This window comes from Methanolobus sp. ZRKC2 (assembly GCF_045291185.1).
Taxonomy (GTDB): domain Archaea; phylum Halobacteriota; class Methanosarcinia; order Methanosarcinales; family Methanosarcinaceae; genus Methanolobus.
This window is the reverse complement of sequence record NZ_CP146980.1, coordinates 388,114-412,446: the sequence shown is the minus strand read 5'-3', so window position 1 is coordinate 412,446 and position 24,333 is coordinate 388,114. Positions and strand designations below refer to the sequence as shown.

Below are 24,333 nucleotides of genomic sequence, written 5' to 3'. Positions count from 1 at the left end.
GACCTCCTCATAGATTTCTTATACAGCAATTGGATGCACGAAGCTTGCCAAAATCGGTAATGACATATTTCTGCATCAGGAATCCTTTCTTGTAGATTCCTTCTTTATCGATCATTTCATCCACACCAGAGAGCATTCCACCGGAAACAAGTTCGATAATATCGAAATTAATGGAGTCTCTGTGGTAATCACCGGGCATATTGTATTCTTTTTGGATCTGTTTTACGATTTCATAATTCCAGTGTTCCTGTCCATCAGAGAACAATTCCAGAATCTTGAATTTTATTGGCCTCAGTGTCATTTTATACACCCCTTAAGGACTCTTCACCATCATGGCTCTCTGAAAACATTATGTAACTTCCACCAATACAGAGTATGGCTCCAATCACGATTGTCCATTCGGGTACATCTCCAAAGAACATGAAAGAAAAAATAACTGCCAGCAGACCATATAGATTTGCAATACCCTGCCCTTTTGCAACACCAACTAATGGATATGATTTATAGAGGGAAGCATAGTTTGCAACAGCTACAAAACCTGTAATTGCCAATATAATTATTGTCAGTGTATCAAATATCTGGAATGCATATGTGAAAATTGGGTAGCCGACAATTGCCAGGAGTGGGATGACAAGTACAAACCAGAATCCGGATTCAAAGAAATACCTTATTGTAAGGCCTATTTCCGGTTTTGTGACATCAATGCCTTTTCCTACAATTGCACCTTCTGTGCCAAAACCAATTGCTCCCATCAATCCCCCAATAATTCCAAGCCATGGAATTCCTTCAGCTTTAGCAAGTTCACCAAAGGCAGCGCCACCGAAAATTGTGATTCCACCAACGATGATTATCATAATTCCAAGTGCCGCCCGTTTTGATATCTTTTCACCATACCATTTCCATGCAAGCAGGGCACCAAATATGGGATATGTAAGACCTGCAACGGCTGTAAATCCGGGACCAATAATTCCCATTGCAATAAATGAACCAACGATTGCTATGGGTCCTCCAAATATTGATGCTAAAAAGAACCATTTTGAACAAGGGTGGAATTCTTTCATTGATCTTCCGATTTCACGATGATTGTCAAGTGCCCTATTCCAAATTAGAAGAGCCACTATTGCTGTGATCGCAGTTAAAGCAGAAATCATTACTGCAGTTAAGATGAGTGCAATAGTATCGCCATTTATTCCGGCAATATCAAAATACATTCCATAGAATGGGTCAACTGACCATAAGAGGGTGCCTGCTATGTACCAGAGAGCCCACCCTATTGCGCAGAATAATGCCCACATGTACCCTTTACGCATTCTTTTCGAATGTAGCTCTTTTTTCAGGGCCTTTAAATCACTAGTATTATCATTCATTTTTAATCCCTCAACTTTCTTTGTACAATTTTTTATTTATCGTCTAACGTTCTACTTTTCCATATTTCATCCACTCTAGTAGAATATCTCAAAAAGAAACGAATGTGGGCCACTAGTACTATTTCTTGTCACTTCGGTCCACACAACAAATTCCAATTTGAAGTTCCCTATCTATAAAAAAATAAGAATAATTTTGCAATTTCTTACAAAATAATTTTGTTTTACCTTAGGAGGTCAACAGAGGGAATTTCAATATCAAGTACTTCAGCGATCTTGGCTTTTGCCTTAAGTCCCTTTGGTTGACCTGGAACTGAGAGAATAGTTCCAATGCCCAGGTTTTCTCTGATCTCTTTCATTTCATGCTCGTCTGAAAGTGTAAATACATCTGTTCCGAGCTTCTTGGCAACATACTCTTTTGCATCCCCAAGTTTCATTCCTTTCAGTTCCATCCTCATTACAAGATCACCAGCGGTCCTGACACCGTTCATTCCCACTGACATGCCGATCGCACTTACCATCGAAACGGGATCGGCAATTCCTACCTATATGCCATCGATGCCTGCAATCTCTACAAGTGCCTTTGTACATCTTGAAACTGCATCTACGGGAGCAGTCTCGATCATAGGCACTCCTCCGACACCCATACCTATATTTGAATGGACTGGAATCTCTGCTTCCTTCACAGACTGTTTTGTGAGAGCAATCGTTTTTGCCAGGTTCCAGGAAGTGGATTTCTTGGTATTCGTATTCACAACACAGCCAAACATGTCAACTCCGGCCTTTTGTGCAACTTTCACCTGGTCGTGTGGGTACAATCCAGCCAGAGTATTTCCATCGTACTGAAGACCACCATGGACACCCAGGACATACTCATTTGCCATGCCCATTATAATGGATTGTTTGGTATTTTTCTTGATAACTTCAGCTGCTTCAAGACAACCAAGAAAATCACCATCTCCACCAGATGCAGTTGTATCCATATTGATACAATCGCAACCAATTGGCTCGAGTACTGCTTCTGCAGCCCAGATAGTATCGTCTCTAAGGGCTTTTAGAGCTTTTTCGTACTCTTCCATTCCTTCCATGATCTTACCTTCAGATATGAGGTCAGTTGCATTATCATAAGATCCATCTGGTTTGTAGTATTGTCCAAGATTTGGGGCAGCAATGAACTGCGTTGGAGTAATTGACCTTATCAGGATGTCTTCTATTGCCTGCTTCATTTGAGTGGCTACAGGTTTTAATTCCTTGAAGGTGGCATTCAGGCCAATGACCGTCGAAATATCATGCCCGAATGCTCTTTCGTGTACCAGATTTGAAGTGGTGTAATCCATTGGAATTCCCACACCGCCAAATTCACCATAGTTACCAAAAAGTCCGGTTGGTCCTACATCAGTGGAGAATACAACCTGATCTCCGGGTTTAACACTAACAACCCTTTCAGGAGCCAGGAACATATCCAGAAGTTGCTCCTTTTCATCGTCAGAAAGTCCTGGGATTCTTCCTCTTTCAGCAGCAAGATTTGATCCGTCTTCAATATCGTTTATGATCTCCTCTTTTGTCATCTCGATACGTCTGCCATCGCCCATTCTTTGATAATATGTTGTTGTCATTTTCACACATCCTATGAATATTGATCACTGTGCCATCAATCCAAGAGCCTTATTCAATGCATCTGAAGCATCTTCGGCATAAGCATCTGCCCCGATCCTATTTGCAAAATAATCTGTGCATGGGGCTCCACCAATCATTGTTTTGACCTTTCCTTTCAGGCCTTTTTTCTTTAGCATCTCCTCCAAGGTCCCCTGACCCACCATTGTGGAGGTCATCAGGGAGGAAGTTGCTATGATGTCTGCATTTACCTCTTCTGCTTTCTCGATGAATTTTGTTAGCAGTACATCTCTTCCAAGATCGTGAACTTCAAATCCATTTACTCTCAGGAAGATCTTGACTATGTTCTTGCCGATATCATGTACATCTCCTTCTACTGCTCCTAATACAACTGTTCCAACCTTTTTTTGTTCTTCAGCGCCCATATGATGCTTAAGTTCCTCAATTGATTCAGTCATAATCTGCGCGGACATCATCAACTGTGGAAGGAAACGTCTGCCGGCTTCAAACTCTTCTCCTACTGCAACCATTCCTGCAGCAAAACCATTTTCAATCATTTCTATTGGGTCCAGTCCTGCATTCAAACCTTCCTCAATTGCAGCTCCAGCAGCTTCTTTATCAAGATCCAGTACTGAATTTTTTAATTTTTCCAGAATTTGTTCATTAGTCATGGTCTGTCTCCTTTCTTCTAGTTCATTTTTTAGTAGAATATCTCAAAAGGGTCCGCATGTGGGTCGTTTGCACAATTTTCTTGTATCCATATCCACACCATACATCCCAATTTTAAATTCTATCGAATGTTAGGTGTAAGCGAATTATGCTAAATCTCATCTAATCGCTTTATCCTGCAAAAAGCTTCTATTTTATAATATATACACATTTTGGTTGAGAGGGTTTTGTTTATATATTAGATTAACAACTAGAATTTTTAGTGAAAGCATTATGAGTTGAAAAAATCGAATATATCAAAAGCACAAGAATAAAAAAAAGAATCATTGGACCTCGTCCATAGTTTCTAGTGAAGGAAGCCCATATATCGAGCACTAATATTGAGCTAAAAAATTCAAACTACTTATGAGTCAGAGATAATGACCTAAAATAAAATAAGATATGCGTACAATTAATCTGTCTATTGCCCTTGTTTTTATCAAAAATGATTACAATACAAAATATTTAGTGGATATTGCAGTCCTGCACAAGAATTTTTTAGTCAGTAAGTGTACATAAAATTAACTATTAATGACAAAAGTATTAAATATCACTGATTTTAATGAGTGCTACCAAATACAAACTCTTTACAGATGAGATCAAAGCTGCAAAACCTAAAAGCAATTGTCATCGTTGCATACGCCTACGAAAAAAATATGGCCGATGCAGTTGCCAAGTATAAAGCATTGACCGAATGAAGTGGGTTAAAATTGCAGGCACTCACAATAGATATGCCTTTCAACTTCATTATTTTGAAGATTTCGATTTCAGAATAATTTCCCTCTTCATTTTCACCAAAATTAAAATGAAATGGTGGTGAAGCAATTTTTCAATTCATTACAATATGTGCAAGATATAGAGAGCGAGCATTATCTCCTGATACGACGGGATCCACGCACATATTTCTGATGCATTGTTTGATGTATTTCATCAATTGCTTTTTCATAAATCTCCATATACTCACTAGTTGGTTCAATTTTATCCAGATCATAGCAATCAACAAAGGATTTTCCAATATCGGGATGACTAATCATGTCCTGATATTTAGAAAACAACTCTAAGCACAGATAATTTGCATCTTTCTTTGAAAGGTCAATTGCAAAACGAGCTACTTCGGCCATAAAGTGGGCATCAAGTCCGGCAACATGATCTGGAATACTACCATGATTGGAGACTGGTCCTGAAATTATATCACAACCACATGCAACATATCCTATTGTTTGCACAGCAGTCTCATACATCATCATTTCTGTGCATGGGCCTGCAGAATTACTGACAACACTTCCATGCAGGCACACTTTGTTCTGTGAAAGTGCCATAGAGGCAAGGAAAGATGCCCATAACATCTCAAGAGATCTGCCCGGCGATGCAGTTTCCACTTGAGTAGGATATTTCACAAATGCAGATGGGTCATATATGACCTGTGCTTTCAATGCTTCGGCAACCATCTCAATTGAAGATTGTTCCGGAGAAGATGTTGTTATTCCCCCCAGGAGAACCATCGGGCTGCAAAGATAATTGGAGCCAGTCATACGATAATGATAAACTCGTGAAAGCTCATCAAAATTAACCTTGAGGTCAAGATGTGGAATAATTTCCTGAAGGTCCCCAGACCCCATAAATCTAGGATTTGCTACAGAAACCGCTGCAATTGGATCCTCAATATGAGGAGGAGTTACAATACACAAATCCGGCCGACCTTCGAGAGCACAGGCTTGTTTGACCAGTTCCACTGCCTGCCTTGCATGGAACAAGTTGACAGGACCTTTGTTCGAAAGTATACTATCGGATGCATCGAGAGATGCAGGAGCAAGAGCACCAATATCTTTAAACTTCGCATATGAGCGATGGATCGGAGTATAAAGTTCTGTGGTCACGGGAGATGCATTTGGACCGCCCATGATGAGTGGCAGCTTAGTGCCAGAATCATTTCTGATGCTCAGGGAAAACTTATCAATCCCTTCTCCCAGATTAAGATAGTTGCGAGTATTTTGTGTACTTCTAATGATTTGTTCCCGCGAAATGTTGATTACTTTCTTGGTATCAACGGAATAGAAGCCTACTGTTTCCAGAAGATCGATGGCAGCCTCATATACATTTTGTGCCATACTTTCATCAGTCGGAATCAGATTCTCATGATCAAAAAAAATCTCATAATCCTCAACGAGTTCCAGACCTGCTTCATAAATAAGTGCTTCGTGTTCAGATACGGGCATTTTTTCCCCATTCTGCAATGAGTCAATTATATATTGCATAATAATATCTTCTCTTTCAAATATCTACATTATTTATATTCATAAATGAAATTCAATCTATGCTAAATATATTTGTTTTATTATTCATAAGGTTATCCTTTTGATTACAAATGCTTATATGGCACATTTGTTACATTAAACTTCCTTTAAAAACAAATGCACAACCTGATTTTGAGAATTACTGATATACGAATTTACGCTTGAATTTTCTGAGTTGAAGAGGAGAAAGGTGTGCACAGCCCCTAAATAAACAACTTATTCGGAAAAGCTACCATAAGTACTGAAATTCCTGGAGCATTAAATAGCCCTAGCATAGCTAGTCATCTAAAGCGTATTCCTTATTTCATACAAAAGGTTGATTTGTAATACTATATAAAATTATCTTTTAAAATAGAAATACTTAAGTAATATGCAGTTGGTCTTTTTTTTGCATATATGAAGTGAACCCAATAGTCGCGATATTTTTGATAGATAAAAGGAGTGATTATATGGACTTGGAATCTTTGATAAAAGAAGAACATAAAAGAAAAGCTAAAAAAGGATATATGTGGGCACTTATATGTGCCTTACTTTGGGGCATTTGGTACATACCAGGAACTGTCATCTGGGTCTTGAATCCATTTGATACAATGTATGCAGAAATTGCACCAATAGATGGCGATTCAACTGCACTTTTCGTCACAGCAATATTGATAACAGCACTGACTGCACTTACAGTGATGATCGGCCTAACGCTCTGGAATCTTGTAACTGGTAAGTTTGGAGAAATATATAGGACTACCAGGGAATTCCGACCATGCAGCATATGGTTTTTCCTCGCAGCCATCTGTGGAGGTCCAATAGCAATACTTGGATCATACATGGCGATGGGATTTGTAGGCGGAGCATTTGCAGCCGTTGCATCATTACTCTTCCCAATAGTAAGTTCAATACTTGCATCCAAATGGTATGGTGAAAAGATATCAAGACGTGCAGCACTTGGTATTTTTCTTATAGTATGTGGAGGAATTGCAATTTACGCCGGTGGATTGTTATCTGAACTAGCAACAGGTAACGTTAGATGGCTTGGATATGTCGGCGGACTTATGGCAGCTGTTGGATGGGGTGCAGAAGGTGCTGTTGCAGGCAAAGGTCTTGACCTTGCAGAGCCAGATGTTGGACTCACGATCAGATTCTTTGCTGAAACAGTTCTATGGTGGATTCTTATTATACCCATACTTGTGATAATCGGATACCCAATGATCAAATACACATTGATGGCTCTTGACCCAATGGTATTCATGGTATTGATGTTTGCAGGTCTTGCATTTGGATATTGTTATGTTGCCCTCTACAAAGCATTACCACTCATTGGAGTTGGAAGAGGACAGGGCGTTGCAAACCTGTATGGCCTTTGTGCAGTAATTTTTATCATGATGTTCTTCGGCGACATCCCAAGCTGGACGCTTCTTCTCGGCGCATTCCTTTGTTTGACCGGAAGTACAGTAATGTATACTGAAGAAGTTTCAGGCGAAGCATTGAGAGCTGAAGGTACAGCAATGTATGCTGAAAAAGTCAGGTGAGATAAGAGATTGAGGCGATATTATGACATTACGTCCAATTAAATTCAGGTTACTTGAGCTATTCTCTGATGGAATGGAGCACTGGAACAATGAAATTGTCACACAGATGCAGAAAGAATACAACATGAAAAGCGATTTCGAAAGGGATTCGATCAACTTCGATATTATCGAACTTGCTTCAGGAGGTATGCTTAAATCTGTGGAATCAAAGGTTGATGAAGAGGGTGTGTACAAAAAAGGTTTCCTCTTGCACAAGTATGTAATTACTGACTTTGGAAAGCTTCGTGCATCCGATGCATGTTTAATGTACACATAAAGGAGGAATATTAATGGCACAATCAGAAGCTGCAATTGAAGCATATAACTCATATTGGGGAGGATTTGTTCCTGCATCCGAAATTATGTGGATGGTAGTTATCCTAATAATATGTGCTATTGCATTATGGCAGGCAAGAGCCTTCGTTCATGAATTTTAAAGGAAAAATAGATGGCATAGAAATAAAGTTATTTCTCCTTTACGTATTGTATTTTTTTAAGTAAAGCCAGACTTCATAAAATGGCTTTCATCTCTTTTTTATAGCGTGATACCAAATTAAGATTGAATCCTGCTCTGAGTCCTTTTTATAATCCTTCAGCCCATTAAGGAAAAAAAGTCCTACTGATTTGTATGATGATTATAAAGCAACAGATTTTCTCAAAGAAGCTTGTGCATTTGAGTGAATTCCTGATCCATACATTATAACTCCTCCTTTCACGAAAAATCCTGTTTATGCAATGTATGTTGCCAATTCCAAGTTTATGAGTTCTGAAAATTCACAGGAAATAATCCTAACTCTGGATTTGAAAGTAACCTGTGATGAACTCTTAAGGCTAGTCCATTATGAGGTAGTGAGTTTGAATTACTCATATGGCAACATGTTGTTGATGGGGAGAATTTCTTCTGTTTATTCGGAGCAATTTGCAATTGGGCACATGGCATGTAGTTGTGAAGGAAATTTCAAATCTGGCATCCAGCAGCAGTAACATGATAGATTATTCTGCAGGTTTGGATGTACTTTTTGTGGCAGATATTATCAAATTTGCAACAAAATAATCTTTCAGGGATGCAAATATCACATGTCTAGAGATGTGCAACAAACATTAAGATATGATTAATCTCCCAAGTGCCTGCCAATCATTTATAGGTTTATACAACCCTGAGAAAATAGAACTTTCAGATAAGTGCCTCGAAATATGTGATTAAGCCATAAAGAGAATATATTAAATTCTAAACTAAAGGTATGTGAGAAACAATCCCATGGCAAGGGGATAATGGAGGAAAATTCCTCCATTCTGAATTTCATAGGGATCCTTGTTCATGCAAATGTTGTTTTGAGCTTGGCAACACAATCGTTTGCATTCTCCCCATAGATGTCTGCACCGATTTTGTCTGCCCAGTCCTGCGTAACAGGTGCACCACCGACCATTGTCTTGATGCCGTCACGCACACCGGCTTCCTTGAGAGCCTCTTCGAGCTGTATCTGGGCGACCATTGTAGTAGTCATCAGGGCAGAGGAACCTACGACGTCTGCGTTGTTCTCCTTGACTGCATTGACATACTTGGCGATTGCAACGTCTCTGCCAAGATCAACGACTTCAAAGCCCGCGATCTTGAGCATTGTTGCGACGATGTCCTTGCCGATTGAGTGAATGTCACCTTCGATGGTGCCGATGACAACTGTGCCGATCTTTTTGCCTGTTGACTTCCCCTCAATTGCAGGAGCGAGGATTGCCATGCCTGCGGACATTGCCTCGGATGCTGAAATAAGGTGTGGTAGGAATATTTCTCCGGCTTCGAACTTGTCACCGATTTCGTCCATTGCTGCTGTGAAACCGTCCTCAATGATGTCCATTACGTCAATACCTGCATCAAGTGCTTCTTCTGCTGCCTCTTCTGCTGCCTCGTCATCGAAGTCGAGGATCGCAGCTTTTGCATTTGCGATAATCTGTTCTTTTGTTGCCATTTTTATATCACCTGTAATTATCTTATTCCCCAATTCCCATTGCAAAGTTTTTGTCGGCTGCTTTCACTATGGCTTCCATATCTTTGAGAATGTCTGCGTCGATTGGATTGACTTCGTAGTTCTTCAGTACATCAACAACCACTTCATGCGCAGAGTCTACAATATTCTTTGAGCCTGCATGTTCCCAGTCGCCGATCATATCCCTATTAATGAGGTTTGGATTGGATTGGATGTCCATGTTGTTTCTCGTAGTCTTATGTGCCAGGAAATTATTTCCAGCTCCCACTTTCAGAATAGAATCCACACCAAGCGTTTCTTCTGTAACTGATATGCCTTTTGCTGCCCTCTCTACCATTGGGATGTAATCGTTGTCTATTACAAATTGTTCAAGTGAGAATGACATTCCAAGCTCAAGCATTCCTGGCCCATATATTGTCTTTGCACCAGACAATGCAGGAAGCATTGCAGTAATTGTTTTTTCATGTCCTGCCTGGTTATCAGGTACTTTTGCGTCTGCCTACGATCCGGCAACGTATGTTGGTAGACGATAGTATGCCCCTAGTTCTACTACAGCTGCACTGATGAGTCCGATTTCTGGCGAACCTACGGGTGCTGTACCTCTCTTTAGATCAAATGCAGTGGTTGAACTTCCATACCACACAGGAGCTCCTGGAACAGTTAGCTGTGAAAGTACAATGCCTGCAAGCACCTCTGCATTGTGAGTAACTAATGTTCCTGCAAGGTACACTGGCGAGGATCCTCCGGACATTGCCATACTCAAGATGTTGCATGGCATGTTATATCTGGCACTTTGGATGATGACCTGGCAGAAATTCTCACCAATCTCCAATGGGCTTGTGGGGCACCCAGTCATTGACATAATTGGTTTCTTGCGAGCTTCTTCGTCATCGCCCCCATAGTATGTTTTAATTAAGTCAAAGTATACTGGCATATTAGACCCGACTGCATCAACCAGAATGTTCTTTGAAGTATTTGGCATGGGCGCAAACTGTTCATGGACATTCTGTGCTTTTACTCCTGTGAGATCTCCTGCAGCTACTGCGCTCAGGTAGAAGTCCACATTTTCTGCCCAGTCCACAACTTTTGCTATATTTGCAATATCCTTTTCAGTGGAGTTTCTTGTAATAAACTCGCCTGGAGCCTTGTAATCGCACATCTTGACTCCAACACCAAAGTTGTTCCATGTGGTGTCCCCGCCATGCCTAATATCCACAGTATTTTTTTTATGGCGACCATAAAGTTTGAATCCTGACGGGGCAAGTTGCAATGCTTTATTAACAACATATTCAGGAATCTTGACCATTTGCGTTTTTTCGTCGACTTCACATCCATTTTCCCTATATATTTGCCTTGCTTCAGAATCGATTATCATGATCCCCGATTCTGAAAATACTTGCAAGGTAGCTAGGTGAATTGCTTCTAGTTCCTCTTTTGAGAGTAGTTGGTATGTATTTCTTATCACTTTCAATCTATCCTTCATTTGTTCGTTGAGATGGCAGAGTTCTAATTTAATGATCTTTACTTTAGTTCCACCGTCTCTGAATGAAAGTTAGTAACAACTACTACATATAATTTTCTGTTTTGGTAGTTAAGTTTATATATTGGCAGTCAAAAGAAATGAATGTATTTTTAGACTGTTACTAAAAAGAATATATCGAGATTTTGCCATAAAATGCATTAACTTAGGTAGCATTTTATGAAATCGATAAGAAGAAGGTTACTTTATTGAGATGTGAATGACAGATATTTTTGCACTGGTATGTTTTCAGTGGAACCTGTTGATGTAAGAAAGTGGCAGAAGTCTATTTATCAAAGAGGTATAGTTTGATATTCAGCTTTTAGAATTCCCCGACAAACTCTTTTGAAAAACCAAGAGTAGATATGCAGTTACCTAATCAGGAGGTAGGAAAGGTTACATTACGGATTTAAAAGCTCATGGGTAGTTATTTGGGATTTCTTTTTGCTTTTTACTTCTACCACCAACAAAATACAGGTTTTGATACTATTTGAAGCTTTCTAATGAATAAGAAATTCTTATATATTAGTACATCAAAGAAGATTGTGCTAATATGCCAATCAACTGGCTAGCTCAAGGTTTCTTCATTTTATATCCTGCAGTTGTGGAGGATCTTTCGGTTCATCAACTCTCTCCTGGGATTTCCTATGAAATAGGCAGTTGTGGAATCCCTGCTGAAGAGCTACTTGAGCCTGTTCTCCTTTTCCTTTTTAAACGAAATATCCGGCAGAGTCATTTGCGTGCTTTTCAATGCTCTCGCAACTGCACGTCGGGGTATATGCAACTCAAAATATGACAACTTTTTTTAGATAGATTTCACAATCAATTTTTAGATTTCAAAGAAAAAGTGTATGGTGTGTTATGCTTACTATACACAACCAAATTTTAAACTTCTTAGGAAAAGAATATTAAATTGAAAATTTACAATTTTTAGCACATCAGGCAGGTCCAGTCTCTATCTTGTCTAAGAAAAAACTCTTTTTCTCAATAGCTCCGGCGTCTTTCATTGCTTGCTTTAAATCATCCGACTCATTAAAAGTACGTGCATTATCAAGATTATCCCATTCAAAAAGGATGATTAAACTTTTTGGGTTCCCTGATTCATGGAATACTTGTTCTCCCAAACAACCATGCTTTTTTCTCATAGAACTATTTTGATCAAATATTTGCTTCCATTCAGCAAAGTCCTTAACTCTGCCTTTAATAAGTAAATATGCCACGGTAGATACCCCCGAAAATATCCTAATTAACAGTACATTATAATCCATTAAAAAAGAGTGGAACAATAGTTTCTGACAAATACTTCTTCTGAAAGTGTTACCTCAAAGTTCCTTTCCATATATTCAAATAAAAGACTTTTAAGTCTTTTAATCTCTTTAATAATCCTGATTGTTTTCTCATTAATTGAAAAACTAAAATCCCAACAACAATTTTAACTTAATTTTAAAATTGCCATTAAGAGAATATTTAGATCTAATAGGCAAGTACATTTTTTATATAAAGATGAAATACCCTTTATGGGGAGTAAAAAGTGTTCTTGCAAATGTTAGCTTAGAGCAATTTTACAAACTACAGTAAGAAATACCAGGGGGTACATAATGAAAAAATCAATCTTAATTACAGGAGCAGGTAGCGGATTTGGTGAAGGAGCTGCACTTGCATTAGCAAAGAAAGGACATAGGGTAATTGCAGGAGTAGAGATTGCACCACAGAAAACAGCACTCCTTCAAAAAGCTGAAGAAGCAGGAGTCGAACTACAAATCGAAGTGCTGGATATCACCAATGAACGAGACAGGGAAGCAATCTTCAAAAATGAAATTGATGTGCTTATCAACAATGCCGGAATTATGGAAACAGGCCCGGTAGCAGAGATTCCAATGGAAATTGTCAGAAGTAATTTTGAAACAAATGTTTTCGGAACACTGGCAATGACGCAAGGCTTTGTGCCACAAATGGTCAAACGCGGATCAGGTAAAGTGATCTTTGTTACATCAATGGGAGGTTTAATCACATTCCCATTTGTAGCAATTTACAATGCAACAAAACACGCATTGGAAAGTCTGGCTGAAGGACTAAAAGGAGAATTAGCAGGAACCGGAGTAGAAGTCTGTACAATTAATCCTGGTGCATATGCAACCGGATTCAATGACAGGGGTGCAGAGACAATGGCAAGATGGTTTGATCCGGGAACAAGCTTCACAAAACCAGAAATACTGGCATCTATAGCAGGCGGACTGGAGAATCAACTTGATCCTCAGGAATTAGTGGATGCAATAGTAAGAATTGCTGAAGAAGATAATTCAAACTTCAGAAATGTTATTCCTGAAGGAATAATACCCTGGATTAAAATGCTGCAGGAAAAAGCATGGGTTGCTAAAAAAGATGATCCACTAGTGTTTTTGGAGAGTTAAAAATAAAGTAGAAGAGGTTCTGTGGTTCATGGGCTAAACTCTTCAAATTAAAGTTAATCCCATACAAGAAACCAACATGGGAATCAAAATTATTTGCATTAAAGCTCTCAGGCACTCAGCTTCATGCAAAGCATAACCACAGTTAAGCATGGAATTTGTTTTAATCCCATGCTTTACTTTTAAAATTTTACTTTAAGAGCCTCTCCATGTCTTCTTCAATAGTGCTGCTTGGTGTTATATTGAACTTCTCAACCAGTACATTAAGAACATTCGGTGAAACAAAGGCCGGCAGTGTTGGACCAAGCGTAATATCCTGAATTCCAAGTCTCAGGAGAGTAAGCAACACAAGGACTGCCTTTTGCTCGTACCACGCGATATTATACGAGATAGGTGCTTCGTTAACATCTATAAATCCAAGCCTCGACATAATTCCCTGAGCAATAATGATCAATGAAAACGAATCATTACATTGTCCTGCATCCAATACTCTTGGAATCCCGTCAATATCCCCAAGATTAAGCTTATTGTAGCGATATTTAGCACATCCGGCAGTAAGTATAACAGTATCCTTGGGCAATGCCTCTGCGAAGTCAGTATAGTACTGCCTGTCCTTGTGACGACCATCGCAACCCGCCATAACAATGAATTTCTTTATCTTCCCTGTTTTAACAGCATCAACGATTTTGTCCGCATTAGTCAATACGGAATTGTAAGCAAAACCACCCATGATGCTACCTTCTTCCAGTTGTACCGGAGCTTCACAGGTCTTTGCTTGCTCGATAATAGCCGAGAAATCTTTCTCACCTTCCTCAGCCACGATATGTGTAGCACCATCATAACCCACGGAGCCTGTAGTGTATAACCGGTCAATGTAGCTTTTCTTTGGAGGGACTATACAATTACTTGTCAGCAATATCGGTCCGTTGAAACTCTCGAATTCATGTTTTTGTTCCCACCATGAGCCGCCGTAGTTACCTACCAGGTGTTCGTATTTCTTAAGTTCAGGATATGAATTTGCAGGCAGCATCTCACCGTGAGTATAGACATCTATACCGGTTCCTTCAGTCTGGTCCAATAATTGTTTCAGGTCCTTTAGGTCATGACCGCTGACAAGAATCCCCGGATTATCTCTTGTTCCGATGTTAACCTGTGTTGGTTCCGGGTTTCCGAATGCAGACGTATTTGCCATGTCAAGATCTGTCATCACATCAAAACCTTTTTCACCGCACCTCAGGACCAATGAGACAAGATTCTTATCAGTCAGACTGTCATCCGTCGTTGCCACAAGGCCATCTTCTATAAACGAACTAACCTTTTTATTAGAATTTCCAAGCATCATAGCATGATGGCCATATGCTGCAATTCCTTTGATACCATAAATCAGCAGTTCTCTCAATGACCGGATATCCTCATCCTCTGTTGCAAGTATGCCAGTATTTCTGTCCTTAAGGTTTTCCGGGGTCAGGGTTGCGATCTCAGGCAGATCATTCTCATCGAGTAGATCGTTATCAAGAAGTTTTTGTTTGATCTCATTCCGAAGCTCGAATCCTCTGTCAATGCGATCCTGAATCCCGGTAGCTCTGAAATCGGTATTCGTTATAGTTGAGAACAATGCATCGAGCATGAATTCATCAGTGCTTTTTTCAGAAATGCCTGCCTTTCTCGCTTTCTGGTTGTAGAATGCAACGCTCTTAAGCACATAGATCAAATCATCCTGAAGGTCTGCAACCTCCCCTTTCTTGCCACACATTCCGTTATTTGTGCAGCCATCCCCGTTCATTGTTTCTTCACACTGGTAGCAGAACATTTTGTCACCTCTATTTTTTTAGGTATGATGTATATATATTCATTTACTATTTTATGCTCCTACTTATCAAGTCTTTCCCTGGCATGAACATATGGAGTAAAAGGTTTACTGGTTTCATCATTTTTCTTTTGGAAAGAGGATGAAGCAATTCATGGAACATATGAAACAAAAATATAGTTGTTCCCATACTTTATTAGTCAGGTAAACATAATAATTTAGCCACATGATCACAGAAATTGAGACAATTTCACTGGGAGGATTCAGTTGTAATTGTTATCTTCTTAGGACAGACAAAGGATTTGTTTTGATTGACACGGGAAGGAAATCCGAAAGAAAAAAACTTGAACAAGAGCTTGCGGAGGCTGGCTGTCATCCTGGAAATCTCAATCTGATCATTTTAACTCATGGAGACTTTGACCACACTGGAAATTGTTCATATATTCGCGAAAAATACGATTCAAAAATCGCCATGCACAAGTATGATTCAGGAATGGTAGAATATGGAGATATGTTCTGGAACAGAAAAACTGGCAACTGGATCATAAAAAAAATGGTTAATGTATTTTTCAGAATAAGCAAATTTAAACCTGATATTACAATTGATGAAAAAACAGATTTATCCGAATATGGACTGGATGCAAAAGTTCTTTATCTTCCCGGACACTCAAAAGGTTCCATAGGAATCCTGACATCTGATCATGATCTTTTTTGTGGTGATTTATTTACAAATACAAAAAAGCCAGAGTCATCTTCAATGGTAGATGATCCAAAAGCGTTGAGTGAAAGCATTGACAAAGTCAAAAAATCAAATGTTAAAATGGTTTATCCTGGTCACGGAAAACCTTTTTTGATGGATTCATACAGATAATTTCAAATCACCTGCTTGAAAGAATTTATCCTGAAGGTAATTCCTATTGAAACAAATGATACGAGGATAAAGTATACACATATAAAAAAAGTAGATTATTCCTGCGATTTTGCTCGCAGGAAGTTTCTGTTCAGGCAAAAGGATGTTCTGCAGATTCCTTCTTTGCAAGTGCATCTTCTACTGTAGGAGTCCCTTCAACAGCACGTTTTATTGCAAGCTTTGTAGCTTCGTAGTTAAACTCATATACCTTATCTTTGTCTGTTGCATCCCACTCAATGAACACTGAAACGATTATTAGAAGATTTTCTGCCTCTTCCTTTGGAATAATTCCTTCTTCCACACTGTCCATTACAGCTTTTGCGATAGATGCCTGGGCAGGTCCGAACATCAGGGCTGCCTGGGACACATTCTTGATAGTTACTTTATTAACAAGCAGTGTTGCAGGTTTTGGTGTAACATTTGGTTCAAGCACTGCAAGTAAAGGTGAATGACCCTGTCTTGGTGATGCGAGTGATGTCATGAATGCAGTCTCAACTGCACTTCCTTTTGTACCAATTACAAGATCAATGTGAGCAACTTCCGGTCCTTCTCCTACTAACGCTTCGCCAATCATACTTTGTGTTATTTTAGTCATATCTTGAACTCCATTCGAACTTTGCAGAAACACCATACTGAATACCTGATTTCAGGAAATCTAAGACATTAGTATTTTTTATTACTAAAGAAAAATGTTTTCTACAATGCTCTCTTTGTACTCCATAATTACGAAAATAATTTAAATACTTAAGCTAACCAGATGGTAATCAGGTGAGAAATGATGGGAGATTTGAAGCGAAGCCCTATAGATAAAGCAATCAAGATAATAAGCAAAAAATGGACACTTAACATTATCAGGGATATGTTTTGTGGGAAAAAACAATTCAACGAGATTTTGAAGAATAATCCCAAACTCAGCAGCAAAGTTCTATCAAGTAAATTACGCCAGCTAGAGCAGGACGGACTAATAGAAAAGGGAATTGTCTCCAAAACACCCTTATCTATAGAATATCATCTGACAGACAAAGGCAGGAACCTGAACAGAGTGCTTTATGAAATCTCAGGATTCGCATATAAGGAATGTGTTAATGAATCTACTCCCGAATGCACAGAACATAGTTACAAGCTGACTAAAGAAATACTGGGCATAGAAGATTGAAAGGACTGTGTAGAAATCATATTGAAAATTACGGCATTTGCTGTCTTTGAACCAAAAAACAAATCGAATCTGCTTTTATCTATGGGTTAACTTGAGAAAGTGCTCAAACCTCTTTCCTTATGAACATTCAAAACTATCTTATTGTTATGACCGGTCAGATGTTTGTAAATTTACCCGTGAAAGATCTAGACAGATCAACAGAGTTCTTTACTAAACTTGGTTTCGAGTTTAATCCACAGTTATCTGACGAAAAAGGCAGTTGCATAATCGTCAACAAAGAGAATTTTGTAATGTTATTAACTGAGAGCTTTTTCCGGATTTTCACTGCAAAGCATATCTGTGATTCCAAAAACTGTACAGGAGTGGCGGTGTCCATATCAACTGAAAGCAGGGAAAAGGTAGATGAACTTGTAAACAAAGCCATAGAAGCTGGTGGTTTCGAAGCAGCAGAACCTCAGGATCATGAATGGATGTACGGACGCAGCTTTGAAGATCCTGACGGACACATATGGGCAATATTCCATATGGATGAAAGCACTGTCAGTGAAGAATAATCTGGACTTAGATTGAGTATATTTAACATTTTTTCAAGGAATCTTCCTCCTATCAAATCAGCCTCATCTTTCCATCACATAAGCAAATGCATCAGGCTTGCCTATCCGTTCGATTCATTTCATTCTTTGGGTCCTGAAGCTCATCATTTATTTAACTTATAATGCATCATATGGAATGCAGTATATTTGGAAGTGGATACAATAAAAAAGATAATCATAATAGCATTGCTTTTGATAATAGCATCTATAGGCACCGTTTCCGGTGAAAATGATATTGATTATCAGGCATACATGAATAATCAGGACTTCCTGAAAGAAGATAAAAACGATTGGGTGTGCGTTGACCATGCAGTAAATTATTCCAGGAATAACCCGGAATGGGGGATGGTTATTCTCTCACCGTCACCACGTTTTAGTCTTCAGCCCCACATGACTAACTATAAAATCTCTGGTAACACGCTTTTCATTCATGAAGCCCAAGTAAACCGCACATATGAGTTAGAGATAGTAAATGGAACAATGACAGTTCCTTATTATGAGGACTTTCCAGAATTCTTTTCAAGACATTGGGAAGGTGCCACGTATTTTCATTTCATTCCGGATGAAGAAGATGTGATCAGAGTTTATTCCGTATTAAATGATAACCGTGTGGACTTCTTCGATTATACAAACATCAGTCAGGATGAAACTGTAAATATTACAGTAGAACATGATAACATTGCAGATGTCATGTTTATTGAAAGCAATGACAGTAATACGGATAAAAATGCAATCACAGCAAATAATACAACCAGTAATGAGTACTGCATTGAAAATACTGATGAACCTGAAAGTTACATTTCCATACTCATTGGATTTGTAAAATCAGTCTTAGGACTTGTTTAATAGCCCGTCATTTTTTGTGGTACCAAATCATGAAGTGATTTTTCAATATCAGCAATCCTTAAGCCAGGTTTGTAGCATAGCTTCGCAAGATCTATCCCCGTAGTATCCGAATACTAAAACATCAGGAATTATTGGAGAGATAGACATGACAGATGATGATTTTCCAGCACCCGATAAAGGGTTTGTGCTCACGCATACGCTTATAGTTAATGATGTGAAAGCTTCATGTGAATGGTACAGGAAAATGCTTGAAGGCAAAATAGTTATGGAGACGGATGCTGCAGGTGTACCGTGCATAATCAAGGTGGCAAATAGCTGGATAATTCTCAATATCGGTGGCGGCGAGCCAACAGATGACAAGCCAGAAACTACAGTAGCCGTAAAGAAAGATCATGATATTTTGAGTGCGTTTTTGAATATCCGGGTGGCTGATATTCATGATTTCTATAAATCGCGAAAAGAAATGGGTGCTCAGTTCATAACAGAGCCAAAAGAACACGTTTCCGAGATACGCTGCTATATGGTAGACCCTGACGGTTACCTTATAGAAGTCGGCGAATCAAAACGTTAAGGTTAATGCGGTCTGCAATAAAAAAACTGCGAAACTAAATTCCATCTCAGACACTTATTTTTTTCATATACTCAACAGATTGCCTGACCAGCTCCCGCAAAACATCCTGGTCCACATCTTCAAGTTTCTTGATATAAAGACAGGATTTGCCAAGTTTGTACTTACCAAGCTTGTCCAGAAGATTATCATATTGTTCAAAACCGGACATGATATAGAGAGTAAGGTATTGTTTACGGGGAGAAAAGCCAGTCAGCATCCAATCTGCTTTACGTCCGCTGGCATATTTGTAAGTGTAACTCCCAAAACCGACGATACTGTTTCCCCACATAGCAGGTTTCTCTCCTGTTACTTCCTGCATTAAATTCATGATGGCGAAAGAATCAGCACGTTTCTTTTCATTCTCAACACTATTGAGAAAATCTTCCACATTTGCATCATTCTTCTTTGTCTTCAATTCTGCCATTTATAACACCACATTTGGTCCCTGAAAGTTTAAGCCCTGAATACTGGATAATTGCAAAGCATTTATTCTTATGCTGTAAAGACAGATATTAATTTCACGATTTTGGTATTTCCCTGGCGGAATGACGTATTAGACAAAACAAAAACTTATTTATTCTACCATGCACCTTTTCTATTTACTAAGATTATTGGAAGTGTTTGTGTGACAGAAGAAATTAAAAAAGTAATAGAAGATTACCTGAAAAATCATGAATGGCTCAATCTTGGAACGGTTGATGGGGAAGGAAGAGCAGTTGTTCACACGATGGGGTATGTATCAGATGGTGCAACTGTGTACTTTGGAACAAACAAAAATACCCGTAAAGCACAGAACATCATGAATAATCCATCTGTAGGCTATGCTGTTGATGAAGACGATATAGAGGTCATGAGCATTACCGGCGTACAGGTGCAGGGTAAAGCATCATTTGTCACTGATATGGATGAAATGAATAAGGCAGGACAGATGATGGCTGAAAAGTTCCCATTCGTTAAAGATATGCCAGCTGATCCTGACTTTGTGATGATAAAAGTCGAACCTCTGGAAGCCTATTATCTGGACTATACAAAAGGTTTCGGACACAGGGATCAGATAAACTACTAAGTTTCAGGCCCCGTATGGGCCCTTTGTAGCATCGGCATGAATTAACTTAAGTTGATGTTACAAAAAATTATTTCTTTCATATGTTAATCTCATTAATTTGATGCGTATTTTTTATGTAGCTTTGATAAAACAGGTTTTTGGATTATAAAGAATTATTATTGATGTTCTGGCTTTTATTGAAAATATATAGGATAACTCAACCGGACTATCAGAGTGAATATGAAAAAGAGTAATGTTGATCAAATTTCATTTAGTGGTATCGAATCCTGCAAATAGTAATCAAAGAGATCTTTAATCCAATCAAGAGCTTTTGGATCGGAGCACACGACATGTGTACTGTCAAACTCTCCGTTGTTTTTCAATAAACTCATCAGGACTTGATAATCATCAAAGGTAAAGAATACGAAGTCCATTTTTTTATTATAAACAAAAATATTGAAAAATTTGCTTTCCATATATTTTTCAAAATCTTCACGGTAATAAGTACGTATTTTTTCAAGCAGACTTTTAGAGACAATTAAGTATATATTTACGCCATTGTCGATTAACTCAGAAAATACGATCTGATAGTTAGGATACAAAAGCTCAGTAACTGCATACACAGACTCGGATTCTTTACTTTTCTCACTATAGATCTTTTGTATATCATATTGGTCCACAAGTGGGAGATCTACTACTGTGGATTTTCTGAATTCACTTATACCCGGTAACAAATGAGTTGGAATGAAATCCAGGTTGTGAGTTCTCCAATAATTAATATCGCCGTCAAAAAGCTCAAAAGTTTTCAACAAAGGAGCCATTTTATCAACTACTACTTTTCCCACGGTAGTCAATTCGTAAACATCCATGAAAGAAGAAACCAGATAGTTGTCTTCCAGAATCCTTATTTGGGGAAGCAATGCCTGTCTTGTAGTTTCTAATGATTTGAGAAGATCATCCATCATTCTGGGTTCTTCCCGTAACAATAAAAGTACATTCTTTCTTTTTTCGGAAGCAAACAACACATCAGACAAAGTTCTTTTCATCAACAGCACTACTCACATTATTGCTTGTCCCGTCACCCTGCTCAGCAGAATGCATTAATAAATAATTTGACTGCATCATAAATAAGTATTGGTAGCATTATTGTAAAAAACAAAGTTGAGTAACATTACTTTCAAGAAAAACATAAATAACAGATATAGCCAAACTTAATTTGGGAGAGTGGAAATTGGAATGACAAACCGTTTCGTAGATATATCTTTACGTGAAGCTGCAATTATTGCAGGGTCAGATGATGCTATATATCAACTCATTTAACAACACATGGCTGATAGGATTGGTGTTTTTTGCCCTTCAGCTATTTGTTTTTGGTTACTTGATATTTAAGTCAGACTACATACCGGGAATTATTGAGGTTCTATTGATAATTGCATCCTTAGGTTATCTCATAGGTTGATTTAATGAAGCACTAAAAAATCAGGGCATTTTAATCCCGCTTATCTCAATGCTGATGACAGAATCAGCAAGTTCTTCTGCTTCCTGCATGGAAAGATTCATATCGTCAAGAATAGCATCCATCTCCTCAGGAGAGAGCATTTCAACGATCAGGTCAAAAGGATAGCCGGTTTCATCCAATATCTCGACGTCCTGAAAACCTGCATTTTTTATTGCACCCAGATAATCAGCCTTTAAGGCAGCACCGGCAATGCAACTGATATACGCTTCTGCTGATTCTCTGAACCTGTCAGGAATATCCTTTAGAAGAACAATGTCAGATATGGCAAAACGCCCACCTTTCTTCAGAACCCTGAAAATTTCCCTGAAAACTTTATCTTTGCTGGGGGAAAGATTGATGACGCAATTAGAGACAACAACATCAATAGAATCAGAAGCTATCGGTAGCTTTTCAATTTCACCGAGTTTGAATTCAACATTACCGAATTCTCCATCCCGGGCATTCTTTTCGGCTCTCTCTATCATTTCCGGTGTCATGTCCACACCTATGACCCTCCCTTCACTTCTTACTTTCTCAGAAGCAAGAAAACAATCAAAACCAGCACCACTACCAAGATCAAGAACAGTCTCACCTGGTTTCAGGGATGCTATCGCGGCAGGATTTCCACAGCCAAGGCCAAGATTAGCACCCTGTGGAATAGCATTAAGTTCTTTATCCGAATACCCTATTTCCCTGCTTATATCTTCTGCTATACCACTGAGACTACAACAAGGATTTTTCTTTGAGCATCCAGAATGTCCGGTTCCGGCTACTTCACTATAGCCTTCTTTTACCAGTTTTTTCACATCTTTAGGATCCATTTATTTACTTCCTTAATCCAGGACTACTGATATCAAATATATCTGGATATTGTCAAATTTCCCTGAACTGCTCGCTCATTTTCTTCCTGTAGAGGATATTATAAACACAGAATGGAATCATCTGTCCGTTAGGAAGGATCTCCGTAATACAGCATTTTTTTGCTCTTTCCAGATCAAAGTTATATTCATCCATGAAAGCGTGTACTGAAATAAGAGTAATGTTATCAATTATTTTCCCGGAACCGGTAGTCATCCCTGGAAATAAAGTGCAATCACATTTCCCTGAGCCATCACTGCAACAAGCATTGTTTTTATTCATGAGCACATTGAGAACATTGATCGATTTTTCAACCTTTTTCATAACCTCCAGATCTGCAATGCTGCGATCAACAAGGTAATCCCTCCTGTCACCGGAACTCAGGAATTTGGTCAATGAGATCATCTTTCCATTATGGTTATAAACATAGGAACAGACCGAACAGGTAGGATGCGGGCAGGGCACACTGGTAAAATTATCTTTTTTCAATATGCTGTTTGTCTGTAGTTCGATCTCATGGAGGACTTCGGGAATTGTCATTCGCATTTTTTCCCTGTTTTCCAGTTCATATCTTCCTGTCAGGGTAGCTGGCTGGAAATTAACCGCTTTTATGTTTTGCTTTTTCATCGCAAAGTCGATGATCGATCCGATCTCATGGTCATTTACTCCTTTAACGACAGTGGATACAAGGGCAACTGTCAGGCCAAGATTTTCACAGTTTTCAATAGCCTTCATTTTTATGTCGAGCAAAGGTTTTCCCCTGAGTGTCGTATAGATATTGTCATCAAACCCGTCAAACTGGAGATATATGACAGGCTTTCCGATCCCGGAGTCATCATCATCAATAGTGGATGCTATATTTTCTGCAAAACCTACATCAGCAAGCATAAGTCCGTTAGTATTCAGTACAGGATACAGTATATTCTTCTGTCCCATATACTTCAGGATATCGAGTATGTCAGGATGCAGAGTAGGCTCCCCTCCACTGATCTGAAGAACCTCGGGTTCTTTCTCGCACTCGAAATATAAATCTATCATTTCCTTTACTTTCTCAAACGACAGGGCATAACTGTTTTTTGAATCTGCAAAGCAAATAGGACAATTCAGGTTGCAACTATCATTTATCTCTATAATTGCGACACATGTGTGCTGTTGATGATCCTCACACAGACCACAATCTAACGGACAACCCCTTGAAACGGGATTCTGGTAACGCAGGGGTTTTGAACCGGGAGTATTGGACTTTATTGCATTAAGGTAATCATTGGCATCAGAATAAACGGGAACTTCAAAAAAGCCATGTTCCGGGCAATTCTTATGTAAAAAGACCCTATTTTCCCGTATTAATTTCTGGCAGTCAATGACTCTAAAGCATTCAGGACAAACACTTTTCGATATTCCCACAAGATCTTCTTCATAAGCGCTCTCACAACGGGCCGAACAATCTTCTTCACGTTCATTTCCTGAATTTTCAGTAATTTTTAATCCTCCCCATAACCGCATCAGAGTCAGATATTATTCACCAGACCCCAATAATTAATTCCGTTTAAAGAATATAA

General features: G+C 38.8%; 23 protein-coding genes and 2 pseudogenes. 11 read left to right on the top strand and 14 right to left on the bottom strand.

Annotation, left to right across the window (positions count from 1 at the left end):
* Positions 1-7: 7 nt before the first annotated feature.
* The 5 genes and pseudogenes from V7O62_RS01920 to V7O62_RS01900 form a co-directional block, all read right to left on the bottom strand.
* On the bottom strand, positions 8-301 hold the full coding sequence (locus V7O62_RS01920; protein WP_406657334.1) for a hypothetical protein: 294 nt from the start codon (positions 299-301) through the stop codon (positions 8-10).
* Between the two features lies 1 nt (position 302).
* Positions 303-1,367 carry a hypothetical protein gene (locus V7O62_RS01915; RefSeq protein WP_406657333.1) on the bottom strand — a complete coding sequence of 355 codons (1,065 nt, stop codon included), beginning with the start codon at positions 1,365-1,367 and terminating at the stop codon, positions 303-305.
* 221 nt (positions 1,368-1,588) lie between these two features.
* Positions 1,589-2,980: pseudogene (gene mtbB, locus V7O62_RS01910) on the bottom strand ([dimethylamine--corrinoid protein] Co-methyltransferase).
* 24 nt (positions 2,981-3,004) lie between these two features.
* A complete protein-coding gene (locus tag V7O62_RS01905) occupies positions 3,005-3,649 on the bottom strand; it encodes a corrinoid protein (RefSeq protein WP_406657332.1) in 645 nt (214 codons plus the stop codon).
* A 906-nt stretch (positions 3,650-4,555) separates the two neighbouring features.
* Positions 4,556-5,941 carry a monomethylamine:corrinoid methyltransferase gene (locus V7O62_RS01900; RefSeq protein ID WP_406657331.1) on the bottom strand — a complete coding sequence of 462 codons (1,386 nt, stop codon included), beginning with the start codon at positions 5,939-5,941 and terminating at the stop codon, positions 4,556-4,558.
* Between the two features lie 488 nt (positions 5,942-6,429).
* Between V7O62_RS01900 and V7O62_RS01895 the strand changes: the two genes are divergently transcribed.
* From V7O62_RS01895 to V7O62_RS01885, 3 genes are read left to right on the top strand one after another with little or no spacing between them, the layout of a single operon-like run.
* The gene (locus tag V7O62_RS01895) at positions 6,430-7,503 is read left to right on the top strand and encodes a DMT family transporter (RefSeq protein ID WP_406657330.1); all 1,074 of its coding nucleotides are present in this window, start codon (positions 6,430-6,432) and stop codon (positions 7,501-7,503) included.
* A 22-nt stretch (positions 7,504-7,525) separates the two neighbouring features.
* Positions 7,526-7,819: a hypothetical protein gene (locus tag V7O62_RS01890; RefSeq protein ID WP_406657329.1), complete on the top strand. Its 294-nt coding sequence runs from the start codon at positions 7,526-7,528 to the stop codon at positions 7,817-7,819.
* A gap of 13 nt (positions 7,820-7,832) precedes the next feature.
* Positions 7,833-7,979, top strand: coding sequence for a hypothetical protein (locus V7O62_RS01885; RefSeq protein ID WP_406657328.1), 147 nt, complete (start codon positions 7,833-7,835; stop codon positions 7,977-7,979).
* Positions 7,980-8,858: 879 nt separating this feature from the next.
* Here the strand turns inward: V7O62_RS01885 and V7O62_RS01880 are convergent.
* The 3 genes and pseudogenes from V7O62_RS01880 to V7O62_RS01870 all read right to left on the bottom strand — a co-directional run bounded on the left by V7O62_RS01880 (position 8,859) and on the right by V7O62_RS01870 (position 12,263).
* Complete coding sequence (locus V7O62_RS01880) at positions 8,859-9,506, bottom strand: corrinoid protein (protein ID WP_406657327.1); 648 nt, start codon at positions 9,504-9,506, stop codon at positions 8,859-8,861.
* Between the two features lie 22 nt (positions 9,507-9,528).
* A pseudogene (gene mttB, locus V7O62_RS01875) lies at positions 9,529-11,007 on the bottom strand ([trimethylamine--corrinoid protein] Co-methyltransferase).
* A 974-nt stretch (positions 11,008-11,981) separates the two neighbouring features.
* The gene (locus V7O62_RS01870) at positions 11,982-12,263 is read right to left on the bottom strand and encodes an antibiotic biosynthesis monooxygenase (protein ID WP_406657326.1); all 282 of its coding nucleotides are present in this window, start codon (positions 12,261-12,263) and stop codon (positions 11,982-11,984) included.
* 378 nt (positions 12,264-12,641) lie between these two features.
* Between V7O62_RS01870 and V7O62_RS01865 the strand changes: the two genes are divergently transcribed.
* Complete coding sequence (locus tag V7O62_RS01865; RefSeq protein WP_406657325.1) at positions 12,642-13,454, top strand: SDR family oxidoreductase; 813 nt, start codon at positions 12,642-12,644, stop codon at positions 13,452-13,454.
* Positions 13,455-13,641: 187 nt separating this feature from the next.
* Here V7O62_RS01865 and hcp read toward each other — a convergent pair whose 3' ends face one another.
* The gene (gene hcp, locus V7O62_RS01860) at positions 13,642-15,261 is read right to left on the bottom strand and encodes a hydroxylamine reductase (RefSeq protein ID WP_406657324.1); all 1,620 of its coding nucleotides are present in this window, start codon (positions 15,259-15,261) and stop codon (positions 13,642-13,644) included.
* 223 nt (positions 15,262-15,484) lie between these two features.
* On the opposite strand from hcp, the gene V7O62_RS01855 reads away from it, so the two are divergent.
* Complete coding sequence (locus tag V7O62_RS01855) at positions 15,485-16,129, top strand: MBL fold metallo-hydrolase (protein ID WP_406657323.1); 645 nt, start codon at positions 15,485-15,487, stop codon at positions 16,127-16,129.
* Positions 16,130-16,259: 130 nt separating this feature from the next.
* Here the strand turns inward: V7O62_RS01855 and fae are convergent, their stop codons facing one another.
* A complete protein-coding gene (fae, locus tag V7O62_RS01850; RefSeq protein WP_406657322.1) occupies positions 16,260-16,763 on the bottom strand; it encodes a formaldehyde-activating enzyme in 504 nt (167 codons plus the stop codon).
* A 180-nt stretch (positions 16,764-16,943) separates the two neighbouring features.
* Here fae and V7O62_RS01845 point away from each other — a divergent pair, with 180 nt between their 5' ends.
* The 4 genes from V7O62_RS01845 to V7O62_RS01830 all read left to right on the top strand — a co-directional run bounded on the left by V7O62_RS01845 (position 16,944) and on the right by V7O62_RS01830 (position 19,334).
* Positions 16,944-17,324, top strand: coding sequence for a winged helix-turn-helix transcriptional regulator (locus tag V7O62_RS01845; protein ID WP_406657321.1), 381 nt, complete (start codon positions 16,944-16,946; stop codon positions 17,322-17,324).
* A gap of 119 nt (positions 17,325-17,443) precedes the next feature.
* Positions 17,444-17,878 (top strand): VOC family protein, encoded by a 435-nt coding sequence (locus V7O62_RS01840; RefSeq protein WP_406657320.1) that lies wholly within the window; start codon positions 17,444-17,446, stop codon positions 17,876-17,878.
* A gap of 186 nt (positions 17,879-18,064) precedes the next feature.
* Positions 18,065-18,763: a hypothetical protein gene (locus V7O62_RS01835; RefSeq protein WP_406657319.1), complete on the top strand. Its 699-nt coding sequence runs from the start codon at positions 18,065-18,067 to the stop codon at positions 18,761-18,763.
* A 145-nt stretch (positions 18,764-18,908) separates the two neighbouring features.
* A complete protein-coding gene (locus tag V7O62_RS01830) occupies positions 18,909-19,334 on the top strand; it encodes a VOC family protein (protein WP_406657318.1) in 426 nt (141 codons plus the stop codon).
* Between the two features lie 46 nt (positions 19,335-19,380).
* Here V7O62_RS01830 and V7O62_RS01825 read toward each other — a convergent pair whose 3' ends face one another.
* Entirely contained in the window at positions 19,381-19,797 is a 417-nt protein-coding gene (locus V7O62_RS01825) for a DUF1801 domain-containing protein (protein ID WP_406657317.1), read from the bottom strand.
* Between the two features lie 201 nt (positions 19,798-19,998).
* Between V7O62_RS01825 and V7O62_RS01820 the strand changes: the two genes are divergently transcribed.
* Positions 19,999-20,439 carry a pyridoxamine 5'-phosphate oxidase family protein gene (locus V7O62_RS01820; protein ID WP_406657316.1) on the top strand — a complete coding sequence of 147 codons (441 nt, stop codon included), beginning with the start codon at positions 19,999-20,001 and terminating at the stop codon, positions 20,437-20,439.
* Between the two features lie 239 nt (positions 20,440-20,678).
* Here the strand turns inward: V7O62_RS01820 and V7O62_RS01815 are convergent, their stop codons facing one another.
* Positions 20,679-21,464 carry a helix-turn-helix transcriptional regulator gene (locus tag V7O62_RS01815; RefSeq protein ID WP_406657315.1) on the bottom strand — a complete coding sequence of 262 codons (786 nt, stop codon included), beginning with the start codon at positions 21,462-21,464 and terminating at the stop codon, positions 20,679-20,681.
* A gap of 248 nt (positions 21,465-21,712) precedes the next feature.
* Here V7O62_RS01815 and V7O62_RS01810 point away from each other — a divergent pair, with 248 nt between their 5' ends.
* Positions 21,713-21,877, top strand: a complete 165-nt coding sequence (locus tag V7O62_RS01810) for a DUF4386 family protein (protein WP_406658316.1) — start codon at positions 21,713-21,715, stop codon at positions 21,875-21,877.
* Positions 21,878-21,897: 20 nt separating this feature from the next.
* On the opposite strand, the gene arsM is transcribed toward V7O62_RS01810, so the two are convergent.
* Positions 21,898-22,737, bottom strand: a complete 840-nt coding sequence (gene arsM, locus V7O62_RS01805; RefSeq protein ID WP_406657314.1) for an arsenite methyltransferase — start codon at positions 22,735-22,737, stop codon at positions 21,898-21,900.
* A gap of 52 nt (positions 22,738-22,789) precedes the next feature.
* Positions 22,790-24,277: a radical SAM protein gene (locus tag V7O62_RS01800; protein ID WP_406657313.1), complete on the bottom strand. Its 1,488-nt coding sequence runs from the start codon at positions 24,275-24,277 to the stop codon at positions 22,790-22,792.
* Between the last annotated feature and the right edge of the window lie 56 nt (positions 24,278-24,333).